We start from the raw sequence: 16,436 nt of genomic DNA, 5'->3' as shown, positions 1-16,436 counted from the left end.
ACGAGTCGCGTCACGTGCGCTCCCCCGCCGACTGCGTTTCGCGGGCGGGGAGGCGTGGCGGACGGTCGGGGCCGGCGGGCTTGAGGGGCAGCGGGCTGGCGGTCACCTTGTGCCCGCGCACCAGCGGCAGCGTCATGCGGAAGCAGGCCCCCTTGCCCGGCTCGCCCCACGCCTCGAGGCGGCCCTGGTGCAGACGGGCGTCCTCGATGCTGATCGCCAGGCCCAGCCCGGTGCCACCGGAACGGCGCACCCGCGACGGGTCGGAGCGCCAGAACCGGCTGAACACCAGCTTCTCCTCGCCGGGACGCAGGCCCACCCCGTAGTCACGCACGGTGACGGCGACGGTGTCGTCGTCGGCGGCCATCCGGATGCGGACCGGCTTGTGCTCGGCGTGGTCGATGGCGTTGGCGATCAGGTTGCGCAGAATGCGCTCGACCCGTCGGGGATCGACCTCGCCGATCACCTGCTCGCCGGGCAGGTCGACGATCAGATCGACGTCGGCGTCCTTCGTCAGGTGCCCGACGTCCTCGAGTGCGCTCTCGACGGTCGACCGCAGGTCCACCGACTCGACGGACAGTTCCGCGACGCCCGCATCGTGGCGGGAGATCTCCAGCAGGTCGCTCAGCAGCGACTCGAAGCGGTCGAGTTCGCTGACCATCAGTTCGGTGGAGCGGCGCAGCGCGGGCTCCAGGTCGTCGCTGTGGTCGTAGATCAGGTCGGCGGCCATGCGGACCGTCGTGAGCGGCGTCCGCAGTTCGTGGCTGACGTCGGAGGTGAAGCGGCGCTGCAGGTTTCCGAATTCCTCAAGCTGGGTGATCTGGCGGGACAGGCTCTCGGCCATGTCGTTGAACGACACCGCCAGGCGCGCCATGTCGTCCTCGCCGCGCACCGGCATCCGCTCGGTGAGGTGGCCCTCGGCGAACCGCTCGGCGATCCGCGACGCCGACCGCACCGGCAGGACGATCTGCCGCGCGACGAGCAGCGCGATGGCCGCCAGCAGACCCAGCAGCACGATGCCGCCGGTGGCCATGGTGCCGCGCACCAACGCGATGGTGCTCTCCTCGTTGTTCAACGGGAAGATCAGGTACAGCTCGAGATTGGTGACCGACGACGACGTCGGACTGCCCACCACCAGCGCGGGGCCGGAGAAGCCGTCGGCGCGCACGGTCGCGTACTGGTAGCTCACCTGGCCGGCCTTGACGAAGTCGCGCAGGGTGTCGGGCACCTGCCCGATCGGACCCGCGGCCGTCGCCGCGCGGGGGCCGTCACCGGGGACGACGAGGACCGCGTCGAACGCGCCCGCCAGACCCGCGCCGGAGTCGGCCTTGCGGTCGATCAGCGTGTTGCGGGCCAACTGCAGGCTGCTGTCGAGCGAGCGGGTCTCCTCGCCACCGACGATGCCGCTCACCGTGGTGCGGGCCCGGTCGATCTCCTCGGTGGCGGCGCGCACCTTGACGTCGAGGATGCGATCGGTGATCTGGCTGGTCAGCACGAAGCCGAGCACCATGATGACGGCCAGTGACAGACCGAGGGTGAGCGTCACCACCCGCAGCTGCAGGGAGCGGCGCCACGCGAATCCGAGCGCCCGACTCAGCGCACCCATTCCGCGCAACAGCGGGCCCGAAGGCCCCCAGCGGCCGCGGATGCGCCGTCTCGAGCCCCAGATCACGGAGGTCCGGCCTTGTATCCCACTCCTCGAACGGTGAGCACCACCTGCGGGTTCTCCGGATCCTGCTCGACCTTCGCGCGCAATCTCTGCACGTGGACGTTCACCAGCCGGGTGTCAGCGGGATGCCGGTAGCCCCAAACCTGCTCGAGCAGCACGTCTCGAGTAAACACCTGTCGCGGTTTGCGCGCCAAGGCCACCAGCAGGTCGAACTCCAGCGGGGTGAGCGAGATCTGCTCACCGGCGCGGGTGACCTTGTGGGCGGGCACGTCGATCTCGATGTCGGCGATCGACAGCATCTCGGCAGGACCGTCGTCGTTGCGGCGCAGCCGGGCCCGCACGCGCGCGACCAGTTCCTTCTGCTTGAACGGCTTCATGACGTAGTCGTCGGCGCCGGACTCGAGTCCGAGCACCACGTCGACGGTGTCGGTCTTCGCGGTCAGCATCACGATCGGCACGCCGGAGTCGGCGCGCAGCACGCGGCAGACGTCGATGCCGTTCATGCCGGGCAGCATGAGGTCGAGCAGCACCAGATCCGGCCGCAGTTCGCGCACCGCGGTGAGCGCCTGGCTGCCGTCACCGATCACCGCGGTGTCGAATCCCTCGCCCCGCAGGACGATGGTCAGCATCTCGGCGAGCGATGGATCGTCATCGACGACCAGAATCCTTTGCCTCATGGTGACCATGGTGACACCAGGAAGCGATAAACCCCGGTTACCACACCGGAGTTTTTCCCGACTGTCAGTTCATGATCACGGCGGCGAGATCGGCCGCCACCACCTCGGGACCCACCCGGAGCCACCGCCCGGACCAGTCCCGTTCGGCCAGAGCGGCATACGCGGCACTCGTCCGGCGCTGCAGATCGTCGTCGCGTTCGTAGGCGTCGCGGGCCCGGTCGGCCTCGATCTCGGCACGCCGCGTGGCACGCTCGGCGGCCAGCTCGGTCGGCACCGCCAGCAGCACCTGCCAGTCCGGGGTGGGCATCGCGAACCGGTCGAATTCGAGGGCCCGCACCCACTCGACCACGGATCCTCCCCCCGTCGCTCCGCTCGCCCCGACACCGTCGACGTCCTGGTGCAGGCGCGCCGCGCTGTAGGCCGCGTTGGAGGCGACGTAGCGGTCGAGGACCACGACGTCGTAGTCGTGGCGGAGGCGGGCGATGTCGTCGCGGGCACCGGCGCGGTCCAACGCGAACAACATCGCCATCGCGTACACCGAGTCGGCAAGGTCGCCGTGGCCGCCGTGCAGCGCCTCGGAGGCGACGTCGGCGTGGACCGATTGGTGGTAGCGCGGGAACGCGAGGGTAGTGACGGTCTTGCCGTCGGCCTCGAACGACGCCCGGAGTCCGTCGGTCAGCGTGCGCTTGCCCGCGCCGTCGACCCCTTCGATCGCGATGAGCACGCCGTCGACAGTAACTGGTGCGCCGAGCCCCCTCCGGTCGCCGTTACGCTCGATCGGAAGCTGATTCTCTTTCAACGCGGGGGTTCGTCGGGTGGGCCAATCGGTCGAGGTCGTGGTCTCGGAGTTGCATTCGGCGGCGACCCGACTGGAGGACGCCGCGCAGCGCCTCAAGGACGGTCTGTCGAGCGTGAACGACGAGACCACCCAGCTTCTGGGGTCGGGATGGAAGGGCGGCGCCGCGTCCGCGTACGCGCCGGCCTGGGAGACGTGGCACGGCGGCGCCGAGCAGGTCATCACCGGTCTGCAGCGGATGTCGGAGCTGCTGACCATCGCCGGCAAGGAGTACGCCAAGACCGACGAGTCGGCGTCGGGTGCGCTGAGCTCGGCGATGCAGGCGTCCGGCGGGTCGTCCGGCGGCGGTGCTTCGGGCGGTGGCGCGGGTGCTGGTGGCGCTTCCGCGGGCGGCGCTTCGGCGGGTGGCGCCGGTGCTGCTTCCCCGGGCGCGGCTGCGGGTGAGGCGGCCGTCGGAGCCGCCGGTGGTGGCGTGGGTGGCGGCGGGGGCCAGCCCGCGGGTGCGGCAGGCGGGTCGCAACAGGCCATGTCGGCCGTCGGCCAGGTCGGTCAGCTTGCGGCGCAGCCGCTTTCGCAGGTCGGCCAGGTGACGGCGGGTCTCGCGCAGACGATCGCCGGGCTCGCACAGCAGGTCACGGAGTTGGCCACCGCCGCGGCCGAGCAGGCGCAGGAGGGCCAGGACGAGGGCGAGGATTCGCCGGCGGACACCGCCGCCGGTGAGGGCACGGCGGGGGCCGCGCCGATCGATCCCGCCGCGATGAACCTCGGCGAGACGCCCCACGCCGTCGAGCGACCCCGCGACTAGGAGGCGATGACGATGTTGCTCGTCGAATTCGAGCAGTTGCAGGCCGCCATCGACCACATGGCGAGATTCAAGCAGGAGGTCGCCGAGGTCCTCGACGACGTCGACGCCGCCATGGCCGCCCTGCGGTCGACGTGGCACGGCGAGGCGTCGGATTCCCAGGCTCAGGCGCAGGAGCAGTGGGACACCGGCGCCGAGCAGATGAACACGGCCCTGGAACAGCTGCGCGCGATCGCGGCGAAGGCACACGCGAACTACTCGGACGCCGTCGCAAAGAACGGCCAGATGTGGGGGTAGTGAGCGCGTGCGCATAGAGGTCGAGCCGAACGTCCTGGTGCAGTCCGGCAAGCAACTCGGCTCGATCGGATCGCAACTGGGGCAGCTGTCGGACGCCCTGGCCGCGGCGCTGGGCAGCGGCATCGCCTCCGGATTCGACCCGGCCGGTGCCAACTTCGGCATGAAGTACGGCCGCCAGGCCCAGGAGTACGCCGACGCGCTGGCCAAGGCCACCGACGCGCACAACATCGTCGGCTACATGTTGGAGGCGACGGGCTACAACTACCAGAACGCCGACGCCGCGTCGACCATCGGCGGGTCTGCACCGGCGGGAAGCGTTGGCCCGCAACCGACTCCGACGACCGCCGGGGACGCGCCGATGGGCCCGAGCGGAGCCGTGGTGCCGCCGCCCGCGAAGTGGTCGATCATCCAGACGTTCCTGGGGCCGTTCGCGGCGTGGCCGTCGGGCAACCCGTCGCTGCTGCGGGTCACCGCTGCCCAGTGGCGCAACCTCGCCGACGGCATGTCCGCCTTCGACGGGGACATGGCGGCGCTCAAGGGTGCCGTCTCGGCGCAGGACATCCCCGAGGGCGGCAAGATCATCCAGGCCCTCTCGGATCTCGCCGAGGGCCTGACCACGCTGTCGGACACGGCGAAGACCATGGCGCAGTCGATCGAGGACTTCGCAGGGACCGTGCAGGACACCCAAGACGCCATCCGTGACCTCATGGATCGGTTGTCGCTCGACGGGCTCTGGGACGCGGTGACGGGTCTGTTCACCGGCGAGGCCGACGACATGCTGCGCGACATCGCCGACGACATCGGCCAGCTGTTGGAGAACTTTCAGAGCCAGGTGAAGGGCGTCGTCGGGCTGCTCGAAGAACTGACCATCGCCCTCGGCGCCGCCGCCGACGCGTTCCAGAACTGGATACGGCCCGTCCTCGTCGCGACGTTCGGCGAGGAGGCGGGCAACGCCATGGCCGACTACGTGAAGCTGCGGACCGACTTCTCGGTCGGTCTACTGACGGGCGCCATCAACACCGTGTCCGGCATCGTGTCGCTGGCCGACGCGGACACCTGGAAGGGCATGGCGGAACTCGCGGCGTCGGTGGCGGAAGACCCGTCGACGCTGCCCGGCGTGCTCGAGAACATGGGCAAGGAGTTCGTCGCCTGGGACAAGTGGTCGGGCGATCATCCGGGCCGAGCCGCGGGCGAGGCGGCGTTCAACATCGGGTCGCTGTTCGTACCCGGTGGCGCACTGTCGAAATCGGGCAGCGTGGCCAAGGGCCTGAGCTACACCAGCCGCCTTCTGGAGGAGGGACGACTCCCCCGGTTCTCGGACCTGCCCGGCCTCGGCGGCAGGAATGGGGGCGCGCCCGATCTGCCCGGTGCGATGCCCGGCACGCCGAACGTCCCTGGGATCACGCCGGGAACGGTGCCCGGATCGCTCGTCGGCCCGTCCGCCCCCGGCGGCATCACTGCGCCGACCAGTCCGGCGGGCCCGGGTGGGTCCGGTTCGTCGGGCGGCGGTGCTGGGCCGGGCGGGGGTGCCGGTGCGGGTGCCGGTTCGGGGTCCGGCGGTGGTGCGTCCGGTGGCGGTTCGGGTGGTGCCGCGCCCGGTGGTTCGAGTGGTGCTGCACCCGGTGGTTCGGCTGGCGCAGCACCCGGAGGCGGCTCTGACGGTGCGGCGCCCGGTGGAGGTTCTGGCGATGCAGCGCCCGGTGGTTCGAATGGTGCCGCACCCGGTGGAGGTTCGAACGGTGCGGCGCCGGGCGCAGGAGCGGGCGCTGGCGGCGGAAGCGGAGCAGTACCGGACTCTGGCGCGTCCGGAAATGGGACGAATTCTGGAGACGGTCCGACGGATCCGTCGACCAAGCCTGCGTCCGTCGACCCGGGTTCGTCTGCGACACCGGGAGGTTCGGAGCCGTCGCCGTCGGGCGGGGGTTCCTCGTCCGGTGAGTCGAGCGGGTCCGGTGGGCAGGGGACGCCCGACTCCGGCTCGGAAAGTGACAGTGGCGTCGGCGGCTCGGCGGAGCCAGATACGTCGTCCGGTGGCGAGGGGTCCGCATCGTCAGAGCCGGAATCTCAGGCTGCACCACGTGACAGTGGCGGCTCGAGTGACGGTTCGGGGCAAACAGCACCGAGTGATGCGACCGGCGCCAGCGACCAGTCGGGTTCCGGTAGTGGTCTCAACGATCCACCGCATTCACCGTCTAACGGCGACCACGAGCCACCCGCATCCGATGGCAATCACAGCGGTCCTGACGACCCGTCCGACAACTCGCGCACGTACTCCCTGATGGATGAGACGTCGCACGAGACCCACTTCGCACCTGAGCAATTGGGTGACAACCAGCGGATCGTCGACGCACTCGACAGACATGGTGTCAGCAGGAGCGACTTCATCGACTTGGTCAACACCCCGACTGATCAGCTGACGCCGGATCAGCGAGACCTCGTCAACGCCGTTCGCGATGACCTGCCCCCGCCGAACAGGGACACCGTGATGCAGAAGGTCATTCCCCCGGGCTATTTCGACGGCGACACCTTCCACCCCAGCCGAGCAGACGACTACATCATGGAGACCAACCCGAGGACGACGCCCGATCGGGTGGGCGGCTCCGTCACCGTAGCGGACGACACGTCCCATTTGACGACGCCGCAGCAGATCCACGATGGGCTGAGGCTGGACTACTCCGGGACGACGTTTGCGCCGCACGATCCTGGGACCCACATCATTCGGTTCCAAGCGGACCAAGTAGTTCCCTTTGCCTACGACGTGCCGAGGAACTCTGACATGGGCGGAACGAGCAACAGGTACGACACTTGGGCGGACCCGTTCACAGGCAACGGATTCACGAAGGCAGGAGACGATGTCGTTCCGGAATACTTCGCGCAGGACGTGACGATGCGAGAAGGTGCTGAGATGTGGGAGGTCCTGGATGACGGAAGTCAACGGCTCGTCGCGGTACTCAAGGACGAACACTGGATTCCGCAGGGCAATTGATGGATGAGATCCCAGTAAGTGGCGCTTACGCCGACTATCACGGCCAACGTTTCCTCATTCTGTTCGGCGGCCCGGACTGGGCGGCACTGCGTGATGACTCCAGCGCCGACATTCCCGATGGCTTCGATCGCGGCAAGTCACAGTCGACTCATGGGCGCGACGAATCGTGGGTCAAGGTGCCTCTGGCGGCGCTCGGCGCTGTGATCGACGTCGACGTGTCCGGGACCGTGGCCGGGCACACGGTGTCACTTCGTCAGCACACTGCGAACGGTCAGATCAGGGTGTGGTTCGTCGGCCCACCCGACGTAGCCGAGGAACTCGGCTTGGACGGCGATCAATACATGGGATGGACCGGCTTGTTCAAACCCGAGGACTTCGACGACATCCACGTGGAGGAGACGCGCCGTGCCTGAGCCGCTGGTGTTGCAGAAGCTTCTGACCGCACCGGTGGCGGCGGCCATCGTGGAGAGCGGCGCCGACCACACCGGCGGCTACGTCACAGCGGCCTCCGAAGTATCGGGCCTACGAACGCCATCGGATATCCTTGCTGCATACGGTCTTTCGGCGGCGCCCGAATTCGTCGACGTTGTACGGTTCGTGCAACCCCGGTTGGCGACGCTCACTTCCCCGGGCACTGCAGAGCGGCCGTGGCAGACGTTTCCGAGCGGCTTCCTCCTGGGCGACTCACTCGCCCGTGTGTGGACCATGAGCCGGACTCGCTACTCCCCCGGGGCCGAGTACTGGAGGATCCGCTACGACGGCGAGCAGAAGTGTCTGTCGAACTATCGAGGCGTAGCTCGCGGGTGGGCCGGTGCTCGGCAATGGCGTCCACCGAGCCCGATCGTCGGGACAATGGCGCGATGGCGTGGCAACGAGTTCTTCGCCGATGTCGGTGAAGAATCCGTCGCGCTGACGATGCTGGCGAACGAGGGCCTTCCCGGTTTCGAGCAGGTCCGCCCCGGTGCGTGGTCGACGACCATCGCACTTACCGAGTGCGAAGTATTCGAAAGAGTCTTCACGGCCGCACTCGACGGCGTCCCAGTGCGGCTGCTGCGCCGCACCGGGGCTGAGGCGCATGTACTCCTCCTCTCGGATGAACCCGCTGCAGCCGAGCGGCTGGGGGCGAGCTTCATCGAGCCCGGCGTGTTCGAGGTGACTGTCGATGCCAGTCTCCTGACCGACGTACGAGGTCTCGAAAACACATTGGTGTCGCAAGATCGATGACTTCCTGGAGCACGGCGCCGAACCACCGCTCAGGCGACGTCCGCCACCATGCCCCGGTGCATCACGCGGTCTCCCACGACGCCCGAGTGGTCGGCCTGGTGCATCACGCAGCGGTTGTCCCACATCACGACGTCGCCGGGAGCCCAGGCGTGCCGGGTCACGTTGTCCTCGCGGGTGGAGTGCTCGAAGAGCCAGCGCACCAGTTCCTCCGCCTGCTCCGACGACATCCCGCTCACCGACGCGCAGCGCTTCGGCGTGGTGAGGAACAGCGCGGTGCGTCCGGTGACGGGGTGCGTGCGGAACAGCGGGTGCACGGCCGACGTCTCGTCGTCGTCGCCGAGGTCCAGTCCGGTCACGATGTGTTCCACGGTCCGGTCCGCCAGGTCGAGGCGCATGTCCTCGGGCAGCGTGTCGTAGGCCCGGTACTGGTTGGAGAACAGGGTCTGCCCGCCGCTCGCAGGCACCTCGACCGCGCGTAACGCCGTGTAGGCGGGCGGGATTCGCACGTAGCTGGTGTCGACGTGGAACGTCGACTTCGGCGGGGTGGTGCGCCCGACGTTGCTGATCACGTTCAGGTCGTCGAAGCCGGGCACCGGCGTCTCGCCGGTCGTGAACATCAGCTCGCCGAAGCTGCGTAGGAAGCGCAGGAATCGGGTGTCGTCGGCGTGCTGGTCACGCAGGATCACGACACCGTGTTCGCCGAGCACTTGCTGCATGTGCTGGACGGTTCCGCCGTCGAGTTCGTCGACGCGGACGTCGTCGACGAGTGCGCCGACGGGCGTCAGTGCGGTCACGTTCATGGCTGAGTCCCTTCGAGGTGTAGTTCCGCGACGGCGTCGGCGAACAGCTCGGCGACGGGCACCCCTGCGGCAGCGGCCATCACGGCGATCACGGAGGTCGGTGCAAACGAGCAGTACGGTCCGGCCTCGAGGAACCAGGGGTTGCCGTCGGAGTCGATCCGGAAGTCGAACAGGCTGTAGTGCCGGCAGCCGAGCGCATCGTGGCTCCGGCGGGCCGCTGCCCAGACGCGTTCGGTGATCGGGTCGTCGGTGGGGACGATCCACGCCCGCGTCGTCTCCTTCGCCACCAGGTAGAGGTCGCCGTCGTCCGTGCGGGCCAGCTTGTCGTCGCGGCCGCGGATCGGCTTCGACTCGGCGTCGACGGCGTACTCCTCGAGCGGCAGGCACACCAGGTCACCGTCGCGAACGACGATGCCGCAGCGCACTTCCCGGCCCAGCTCGACGTAGGACTCCACCAGCGCCGCGCCGCCGTGCTCGAGCGCCGCCCGAACCGCCTCGGCGTACTCCGCGGCATCGCGCACCAGCGAGACGCCCACCGAGTTGTCCGACCCGACGGGCTTGACCACCACCGGCAGCGGAACCTCGACCGGCGCGTCGTCGTGCACCACCCGGCCCTCGGGTACGGCGACGCCCGCCGCGGCGACGATCGCCCGCGTCTTGGCCTTGTCGGCCGCGGTCGCCATGACCTCGGCGGTGTTGCCCACGTACGGCACGCCGAGGACGTCGAACAGCGATCGGTAGGCCGTCATCCCCGGCAGGCAGAACATCTGGGGCACCATCACGTCGACCCCGAGCGTCGCGACGTGGGCGATGGCGTCGGCCGCCGACATCTCGGGCGCGGCGGCGACGGCGGCCTCGGTGAGGTCGACGGGGAATCGCCAGCCGCCCCCCGGCGCGACGTACGCCACGTGGGAGTCGTAGTCGGTCAATGCATTCAGGCACCCGGCGGCGTAGAGCCGGGACAGTTCGGCGTGGAAGTCGTCGACGGGGGATCCGACCAGGTGCAGGAGGGTGAGTGCCACGGTCAGTCCCCGCCCGGCTCGACGAGCTTGCCGATGTTGAAGTCGATGCGCGTCCACGTGCCGCCGCGGCGCAGGTTCTTCCACAGCAGCGACGGGATCTGCAGGTGGTGAACGACGAAGAACGGCAACGGATCCCACCGCGTGAAGATGGCGTCCGTGCCCGAGGCGATGGTCGCGAGGCGGTGCCGGCGGTTCGGTTGGGTGACCAGCCGCCACAGTTCGTGGTACAGCCAGTAGGTCGGCCGGGACGACGGCGTCGGCACGATCATGGGGTGGCCGTCGTCGAGGTAGGCCGCCGATACGCCGGGGTGGTCGTAGAACATCGTGATCGCCGAGTGCGTGCGCGGATTGCATTCGATGGCGTAGGCGTGACCGTCGGCCGCCTCGATGAAGTCGAACGACGCCTGCCCGGTGACGCCCAGGGCGTCGACGAAACGTCGCACCCACTCCTCGATCTCGGGCTTGTCGACGCTGGCGTAGTTGATCTGGAAGGCCGACGACTCGCAGCACGCGTACACCTGAAGCTTGCCGTCGCGCACCGTGCCGTGCGTGCAGTACTCCTGCCCCTCGACGAACTCCTGGAGGATCCACGGATCGTCCTCGGTGATGTGCAGGCTGCGGGCGAAGGCAATATTCCGCTCGGGGGTGTTCCGTGCGAGCGGGGTCAGGTCCATCCGGCCGACGGGGTTGTAGGCGACGCGCTTGAGGATGTAGGTCCGTCCATCGGGGAAGTCAAACTCCTCGATCTGACGGACGTCGGTGATGCGGCGCGAGTCGGGCACTCGGAGCCCGAGTGACTCTGCGGCCCGGGAGAATTCGGTCTTGTCGTCGAGTGTGCGGACCATGTCCGGGCCGACGTGGACGGTCTCGCAGACACCGTCGAGGAGGGTGCGCGCCTCTGCCTCGGGCACGCTCGACGCGGGGCTGGACACCGGTACGAACACGTCGACGCGTTCGCGGCGGACGACGTCGAGCAGCGCCTCGGCGTACCCGGGAGCAGTGGGCTCGGGCACCACGTGAAAGCTGTCGACCGCCCGGGAGAACCGGTGCCCGGTGAGCCGGTACTTCGCCGACTCGACCAGCACCACCCGGTGTCCCGCGGTGTGGAAGGACCGCGCCAGCTGCAGCGCCTTGGTCATCTTGCCGCCGCTGATCAGGATCGTCTTGGGCGTCGCGGCGACCGTGGCGTGCGCCGGCCTACGGGGACCGGTGGCGAGGGTGGCCGCGACGACCGCCAGGTTCAGCGGTGCCGTCGCGGCCAACCCCGCCAAGGCGAGCAGCGTTCTCGCGCTCACGCCACGACGCGCCGGATCAGCGTGAGGCCGTCGCGCAGTGGCATCATCACCTGCTCGACGCGGGCATCGGCAGCGACGGCGTCGTTGAACGAGGCGATCGCCGCGCCGTTCGTCGTCACCCCCACCCCGGTGTAGGGCTGCCCCTGCATCAACGTGTTGTCGACGGCGATGACGGCGCCGTCGCTCAGCAACGGACCGTCCAGCAGCAGGTCGAGGTAGCTCAGGTACCCGGCCTTGTCCGCGTCGACGAAGACGAAGTCGAACGGGTCGACTCCGTCGGCGGCCAGGCGGTGCAGGGTGTCCGACGCGGGACCGATTTCGATCGAGATCCGGTCGCCCGCCGGCGAGTCGTCGAAGCAGGCCCGGGCGAACTCCGCGACGTCACGATCGAGTTCGAGCGCCACCACCGTGCCACCCTCGGGCAGCGCCTCCGCCATCGCCAGCGCGGAGTAGCCGGTGAACATGCCCACCTCGAGCACGCGCCGCGCGCCCGACATGCGGATCAGGAAGTCGAGCACCCGACCCTCGACGTGTCCGGACAGCATCTCCTGCTCGAGCGTGCCGGACGACGTCGTGGCCCAGTCGGTCTCACGCGTCCGCTGGGCGAGCCTCGCCAGGGCGGGCGATTCCCCGGTGGTGCTGCGCTCGACGTAGGGGTCGAGACCACCGGCGAGGTCGCGTGCGCGCCGCATCCGGTCCAGCAGACCGGCGGGTGCGCCGCCCCACGCCTCGAGTTCTGCGCACACGTCGGTCAGTTCGGCGGCCAGGATGGTCGTCGGCGTGACCGCGCGCGGCAGCGAGGGCAGCGTCTGTTGCGGCGCCTCGTCAGTCATGGGCGGCGACGGGGGTGAACATGTCGATTCCCTCGCCGCCCCGGTCGAAGTCGAGGCACAGCTTCTTGTGCAGCGTCAGGGTGTCGGCGAGTTCGTCAACGGTGACGTCGTTCAGGAAGCGGCACTTGCCGATCGGGTCCGGGACCGCCGCCCGCAACATCCCGTCCCGGGTCTTCAGGATCGACTCGGTGGCGTTGGCGAGTAGATCCGCCGTGAGGTGATCGCTGTCCAGCGCGAGGCCGAGCGCACTCATCGTGTTGAGCACCCGGTCGCGGTCGGACGCCGACAGCAGCCCGCGCTGCTCGGCCAGCGTCGTCGACAGCGCCATGTCGATGTTGATGGCGTGGCCGTGGAAGAACGGGGCCGGCGGCGAGAGTTCCAGTGTGGGACTCCAGGTGTGACCGAACGCGATCACGCGATCGAGGTCGATCTCGTGCAGGTTCGGCGCCTCCAGGTCCAGCATGGTGGCGATGGCCTGATAGGTGAGCCGGTGCGCGACCTCGCGCAGTTCCTCGGAGCCGTCCAGGTGACCGAAGCGGGTGCGCAGCAGATCCGGGCCGTGCGACTCGAGGAGGTTGAAGATCTCCTCGTTGCCGACCACCGAGATCTTGATCAGTTCGGCCATGCCGTTGCGGACCTGGTCCTCGGGCAGCGTGCCGAGGAACGAGAAGTCCAGGAACACCTTCTGCGACGCGTGGTACGCACCCAGCCGGTTCTTGTGCTTGCCGTAGTTGACGGCGACCTTGATCGACACACTGGCGTCGATCAGGCCGATCAGCGTGGTCGGGATGCGGATGTAGGGCGTGTTCCTCCGGTAGCTGGCGCAGGCGAAACCTGCGACGTCGGTGGTCAATCCGCCACCGACGACCAGAACCGGCTCCGTCCGCACCAGACCGTAGGCGTCGAACTCGCCGACGATGCGCTCGAACGTCTCCAACGACTTGGCGGTCTCCCGGATCTGTACGGGGACCACCGTCAGGGTGATGCCGTGATGGTCGAAGTAGCCGTGGATCTTCTCGCCGTAGATCTCGTAGACGCTCTCGTCGACGACCATCAGCGCGCGTCCGTACGGGCGGTAACTGTCGGCGAGTTCGGTCTGGCTCGTCTCGAAGATGCCGTCGACGTAGATCAGGTCGTACTCGATCTTCTCGTAGCCCTCGACGTGGAACGCCCGGTCCTCACTGGTGACCTGGGCCTGCATGTTGCTCATCGTGTCTCCTCGTTGCTCGGTGTGATCAGGACCGGGTCAGTCCGACGATGCGGTCGGCATCGAGCGAGTCGACGGTCTCGGCCGCTGCACTGAAGTCGCCGCCCGAGGTGTTCTGGTTGGGGAACGCCACGCAGGTGATGCCGGCGTCGACGGCCGCCTTGACGCCACCGACGTTGTCCTCGATGGCGACGGCGCTTCCGGCGTCCTCACCCAGCTGCTCCAGGGCGTAGAGGTAGGAGGCCGGTGAGGGCTTGGACTCCTGGACCGTCGAGAGGTCGACGACGATGTCGAACGCATCGACGTTCATCTGGCGCTGCAGGGCGGCGAGCAACGACGAGACGTTCGTGGGAAGGGTCGTCGTGACGAGTCCGAGCTTGTGCCCGTCCTGCTTGGCCCGCTCCATGGTCTGAACGACGCCGGGACGGGGGCTCAGCTCCTCCTCGGCGCAGATCTTCTGGAAGATCTCGGACTTGGTGGCGTGCACTGCCTTGGCGTCGACGTCCTCGCCGCGCCCGGAGGCGAAGTCGGCCACGCGCTGGGCGCCACCGTTGGAGCCGAGCATGGAGACGTAGTCCTCGCGTGACCACTCCCAGTCCAGCCCGTGTGAGGCGAACGCTTCGTTGAACGCGCGACGCTGCAGTTCAGAGGTGTCGGCGATGGTGCTGATGGAGCCGAAGAGTACTGCGGACATGAGGGGCCTTCCGGTGATTCCGACGGATGTGGCGACGCGGGCCGGAACGACGTGGCCCCCATCTCGCGCCATGAATCCCCCGTCCAATACCGGGCCAAACGTCCATTTCTGAACTTATCTGTCATAATTGAACGACGCGTTCATTAGATAACTTCTTTGCGCTTGGTGCACACGACGGCGAGGAGGTGATCTCGTGACACCTTCCAATCGACGAGAGCCTGCCGAGAACGTGCAGGACGCCCGGGTGGCCCGGACCCGCGGCGACGTGTCACGCGCCGCCCTCCAGGTGCTGACCACCGAGGGCGCCGACGCGCTCACCCACGCCCACGTCGCCGAGATCGCCGGCTACTCGAAGACGACCCTGTACACGCACTGGCCCGCGCGGGTGGAATTGATCACGCTGGCCCTCGACGCGCTCGGCGAGTTCCCGCATCAGGAGCCCACCGGCGACCTCCGCACCGACCTCGTCGGCGAACTGCGCATCTTCCGGCAGGCCGTGACCGACTTCCGGCTCGACCAGATCCTGTCGGTGATGGCCCAGTGGGCGTCGGTCGACGAGATGGCGCAGATCCGCGACCGCATCAACGGCGGTGGGCAGCGGCCCATCCGCGAGATGCTGGGCACGGTCTTCTCCGGGCCCGGGCTCGAGGCGGCGATCTCCATGCTGTCGGGAGTCGTCGCCTGCCCGACGATGATGTTCGGCAATCTCCCCGACGACGAGGTCATCGAGGCCGCCGTCGACCTGATCCTGCGGAGCGCCGCGGCCTAGAACTGGCCGCAGTTGGGCGTCGTCGGCAGGCCGTTGAACCGGTCGGCGATCCACTGCATGGCGCGCTCGCCGTCGACCAGCATCGGCAGCGCGTGGTTGATCGCCGCCTTGTTCAGGAACGGCGGCTGCTCGTTGGTCCAGAACTGGACGTCCGCTCCCTGCGCGCACCAGTCCCGCCCGAGTTGATTGGCCGCGGTCCACGGCACCAGCGAGTCGAACCGGTTGCTCAGGATCAGCGCCGGCGCATCGGGTCTGAACTTGCCGAGCCGCTGCATGTCGAACAGCGACTTGAACGGCTCCTCCTCCACGGTCGCGACGATGTCGACGTTGAAGTACGGCTGCAGATGCCGAAAGGTGAACTTGGCCAGCGTCTCCGCGATGCACTGATCCTGAACCTTGTTGAGCATGTCCAGGCCGCGCGGGGTCATCTTCGACCGGATCACGTCGGCGAACTCGGGATAGCTCGCCATTACCGAGTTCAGCGCGTACCCGACGACGCCCACCAGTGCGCTGCCGTCGGCGTACGGAAACAGTTCCTTGAGGTCGGCCGGTGGCGCACCCGCGTAGGTGCCGACGACGTCGAGGTCCGGAGCCTGCGACGGCGCGAGTTCGGCGGCCGACGCCGCGGCTCCACCACCCTGCGAATAGCCCCAGAAGGCCACCGGCCCATGTGGATCCAGCGACGTGTCGGGCAACCGCATCGCGGCCCTGCCCGCGTCGATCATCGCGTTGCCCTGCGCCACCCGGTTGACGTAGGTGTGCAGTCCGGGTGTCCCGAGGCCCTGGTAGTCGGTCATCACGATGGCGAATCCGCGCGCCACCATCGTCGCGACGAACAGCTCCTCGTAGTTGAACGCGATGTCGAGATACGGCGAGAAGTGGATGCCCTGGTTGAACTGGCGCGACGGCGCGCACTGGTCGCCCTGGCCCTGCGTGCCGGGGCCGTAGACGATCAGCGGGCGCGGGCCCCGTCCCGGCCAGTCGTTGTCCGGCTCGAAGTACGTCCCGGTGACGGCCATCGGGTTCCCGCGAGCGTCGGTGCTGCGGTACATGATTCGCGTGCCGGTGGCGACGATCGCACCGAGCTGACCGGACGGTTCGAGCACCAGTCGGGACGGCTCGGTGCGGATCAGATCCCCCGGCGCCGCCGGCGGCAGCGGGTCCGGCGGCGTGTAGAACGCGACGTACTCGTCCTCGTTGTACTTCGGGTCGCGTACGTCGTTGGTGGGGTCGGGCTCGGCATGCACGGCCGGTGCGACACCGAGTGCCCCCACCAGCAGCGCCGTCAGCAAGAACCCCATTACCCGGACCATGATGCGGACCATAACACTTGGTACGGAATCCGTAGGCCCTAACCGATCCGCTTAG

At 68.5% G+C, this 16,436-nt stretch carries 16 protein-coding genes; 6 read left to right on the top strand and 10 right to left on the bottom strand.

The features are described from left to right. Positions 1 to 10 precede the first annotated feature (10 nt). From mtrB to AC1MEY_RS02580, 3 genes are read right to left on the bottom strand one after another with little or no spacing between them, the layout of a single operon-like run. Positions 11 to 1,669 (bottom strand): MtrAB system histidine kinase MtrB, encoded by a 1,659-nt coding sequence (mtrB, locus tag AC1MEY_RS02590; protein WP_480229187.1) that lies wholly within the window; start codon positions 1,667 to 1,669, stop codon positions 11 to 13. Then, entirely contained in the window at positions 1,666 to 2,352 is a 687-nt protein-coding gene (gene mtrA, locus AC1MEY_RS02585) for a two-component system response regulator MtrA (RefSeq protein ID WP_163797547.1), read from the bottom strand. The genes mtrB and mtrA overlap by 4 nt, the downstream gene beginning before the upstream one ends. 55 nt (positions 2,353 to 2,407) lie before the next feature. Beyond that, positions 2,408 to 3,067 (bottom strand): dTMP kinase, encoded by a 660-nt coding sequence (locus tag AC1MEY_RS02580; protein ID WP_480229186.1) that lies wholly within the window; start codon positions 3,065 to 3,067, stop codon positions 2,408 to 2,410. A gap of 91 nt (positions 3,068 to 3,158) precedes the next feature. Here AC1MEY_RS02580 and AC1MEY_RS02575 point away from each other — a divergent pair, with 91 nt between their 5' ends. Genes AC1MEY_RS02575 through AC1MEY_RS02555 form a run of 5 tightly spaced genes read left to right on the top strand, consistent with a single transcriptional unit; the run spans position 3,159 to position 8,448 of the window. After that, entirely contained in the window at positions 3,159 to 3,944 is a 786-nt protein-coding gene (locus AC1MEY_RS02575; protein ID WP_480229185.1) for a WXG100 family type VII secretion target, read from the top strand. A 6-nt stretch (positions 3,945 to 3,950) separates the two neighbouring features. Next, a complete protein-coding gene (locus tag AC1MEY_RS02570; RefSeq protein ID WP_480229184.1) occupies positions 3,951 to 4,238 on the top strand; it encodes a WXG100 family type VII secretion target in 288 nt (95 codons plus the stop codon). Positions 4,239 to 4,245: 7 nt separating this feature from the next. Then, positions 4,246 to 7,224, top strand: a complete 2,979-nt coding sequence (locus tag AC1MEY_RS02565) for a WXG100-like domain-containing protein (protein WP_480229183.1) — start codon at positions 4,246 to 4,248, stop codon at positions 7,222 to 7,224. Continuing rightward, positions 7,224 to 7,637 carry a hypothetical protein gene (locus AC1MEY_RS02560; RefSeq protein ID WP_480229182.1) on the top strand — a complete coding sequence of 138 codons (414 nt, stop codon included), beginning with the start codon at positions 7,224 to 7,226 and terminating at the stop codon, positions 7,635 to 7,637. The genes AC1MEY_RS02565 and AC1MEY_RS02560 overlap by 1 nt, the downstream gene beginning before the upstream one ends. Further along, complete coding sequence (locus tag AC1MEY_RS02555) at positions 7,630 to 8,448, top strand: hypothetical protein (RefSeq protein WP_480229181.1); 819 nt, start codon at positions 7,630 to 7,632, stop codon at positions 8,446 to 8,448. Before AC1MEY_RS02560 ends, AC1MEY_RS02555 begins: the two co-directional genes overlap by 8 nt. 29 nt (positions 8,449 to 8,477) lie before the next feature. Here the strand turns inward: AC1MEY_RS02555 and AC1MEY_RS02550 are convergent, their stop codons facing one another. From AC1MEY_RS02550 to AC1MEY_RS02525, 6 genes are read right to left on the bottom strand one after another with little or no spacing between them, the layout of a single operon-like run. Continuing rightward, positions 8,478 to 9,248 carry a TauD/TfdA dioxygenase family protein gene (locus AC1MEY_RS02550; RefSeq protein WP_480229180.1) on the bottom strand — a complete coding sequence of 257 codons (771 nt, stop codon included), beginning with the start codon at positions 9,246 to 9,248 and terminating at the stop codon, positions 8,478 to 8,480. Beyond that, positions 9,245 to 10,270, bottom strand: coding sequence for a D-alanine--D-alanine ligase family protein (locus AC1MEY_RS02545; RefSeq protein ID WP_480229179.1), 1,026 nt, complete (start codon positions 10,268 to 10,270; stop codon positions 9,245 to 9,247). The genes AC1MEY_RS02550 and AC1MEY_RS02545 overlap by 4 nt, the downstream gene beginning before the upstream one ends. A gap of 2 nt (positions 10,271 to 10,272) precedes the next feature. Beyond that, the gene (locus AC1MEY_RS02540; protein ID WP_480229178.1) at positions 10,273 to 11,565 is read right to left on the bottom strand and encodes an ATP-grasp domain-containing protein; all 1,293 of its coding nucleotides are present in this window, start codon (positions 11,563 to 11,565) and stop codon (positions 10,273 to 10,275) included. Continuing rightward, on the bottom strand, positions 11,562 to 12,398 hold the full coding sequence (locus tag AC1MEY_RS02535; RefSeq protein WP_480229177.1) for an O-methyltransferase: 837 nt from the start codon (positions 12,396 to 12,398) through the stop codon (positions 11,562 to 11,564). The genes AC1MEY_RS02540 and AC1MEY_RS02535 overlap by 4 nt, the downstream gene beginning before the upstream one ends. Further along, positions 12,391 to 13,608, bottom strand: a complete 1,218-nt coding sequence (locus AC1MEY_RS02530) for a sedoheptulose 7-phosphate cyclase (protein ID WP_480229176.1) — start codon at positions 13,606 to 13,608, stop codon at positions 12,391 to 12,393. Before AC1MEY_RS02530 ends, AC1MEY_RS02535 begins: the two co-directional genes overlap by 8 nt. A gap of 25 nt (positions 13,609 to 13,633) precedes the next feature. After that, complete coding sequence (locus AC1MEY_RS02525) at positions 13,634 to 14,299, bottom strand: HAD family hydrolase (RefSeq protein WP_480229175.1); 666 nt, start codon at positions 14,297 to 14,299, stop codon at positions 13,634 to 13,636. 193 nt (positions 14,300 to 14,492) lie between these two features. Here AC1MEY_RS02525 and AC1MEY_RS02520 point away from each other — a divergent pair, with 193 nt between their 5' ends. Continuing rightward, on the top strand, positions 14,493 to 15,068 hold the full coding sequence (locus AC1MEY_RS02520) for a TetR/AcrR family transcriptional regulator (RefSeq protein ID WP_480229174.1): 576 nt from the start codon (positions 14,493 to 14,495) through the stop codon (positions 15,066 to 15,068). Here the strand turns inward: AC1MEY_RS02520 and AC1MEY_RS02515 are convergent. After that, positions 15,065 to 16,381 (bottom strand): lipase family protein, encoded by a 1,317-nt coding sequence (locus tag AC1MEY_RS02515; protein WP_480229173.1) that lies wholly within the window; start codon positions 16,379 to 16,381, stop codon positions 15,065 to 15,067. The genes AC1MEY_RS02520 and AC1MEY_RS02515 overlap by 4 nt on opposite strands. Positions 16,382 to 16,436: the final 55 nt, after the last annotated feature.

This window comes from Mycobacterium sp. PTI7, assembly GCF_056679845.1.
This window is presented reverse-complemented; position numbering and strand designations above follow the sequence as displayed.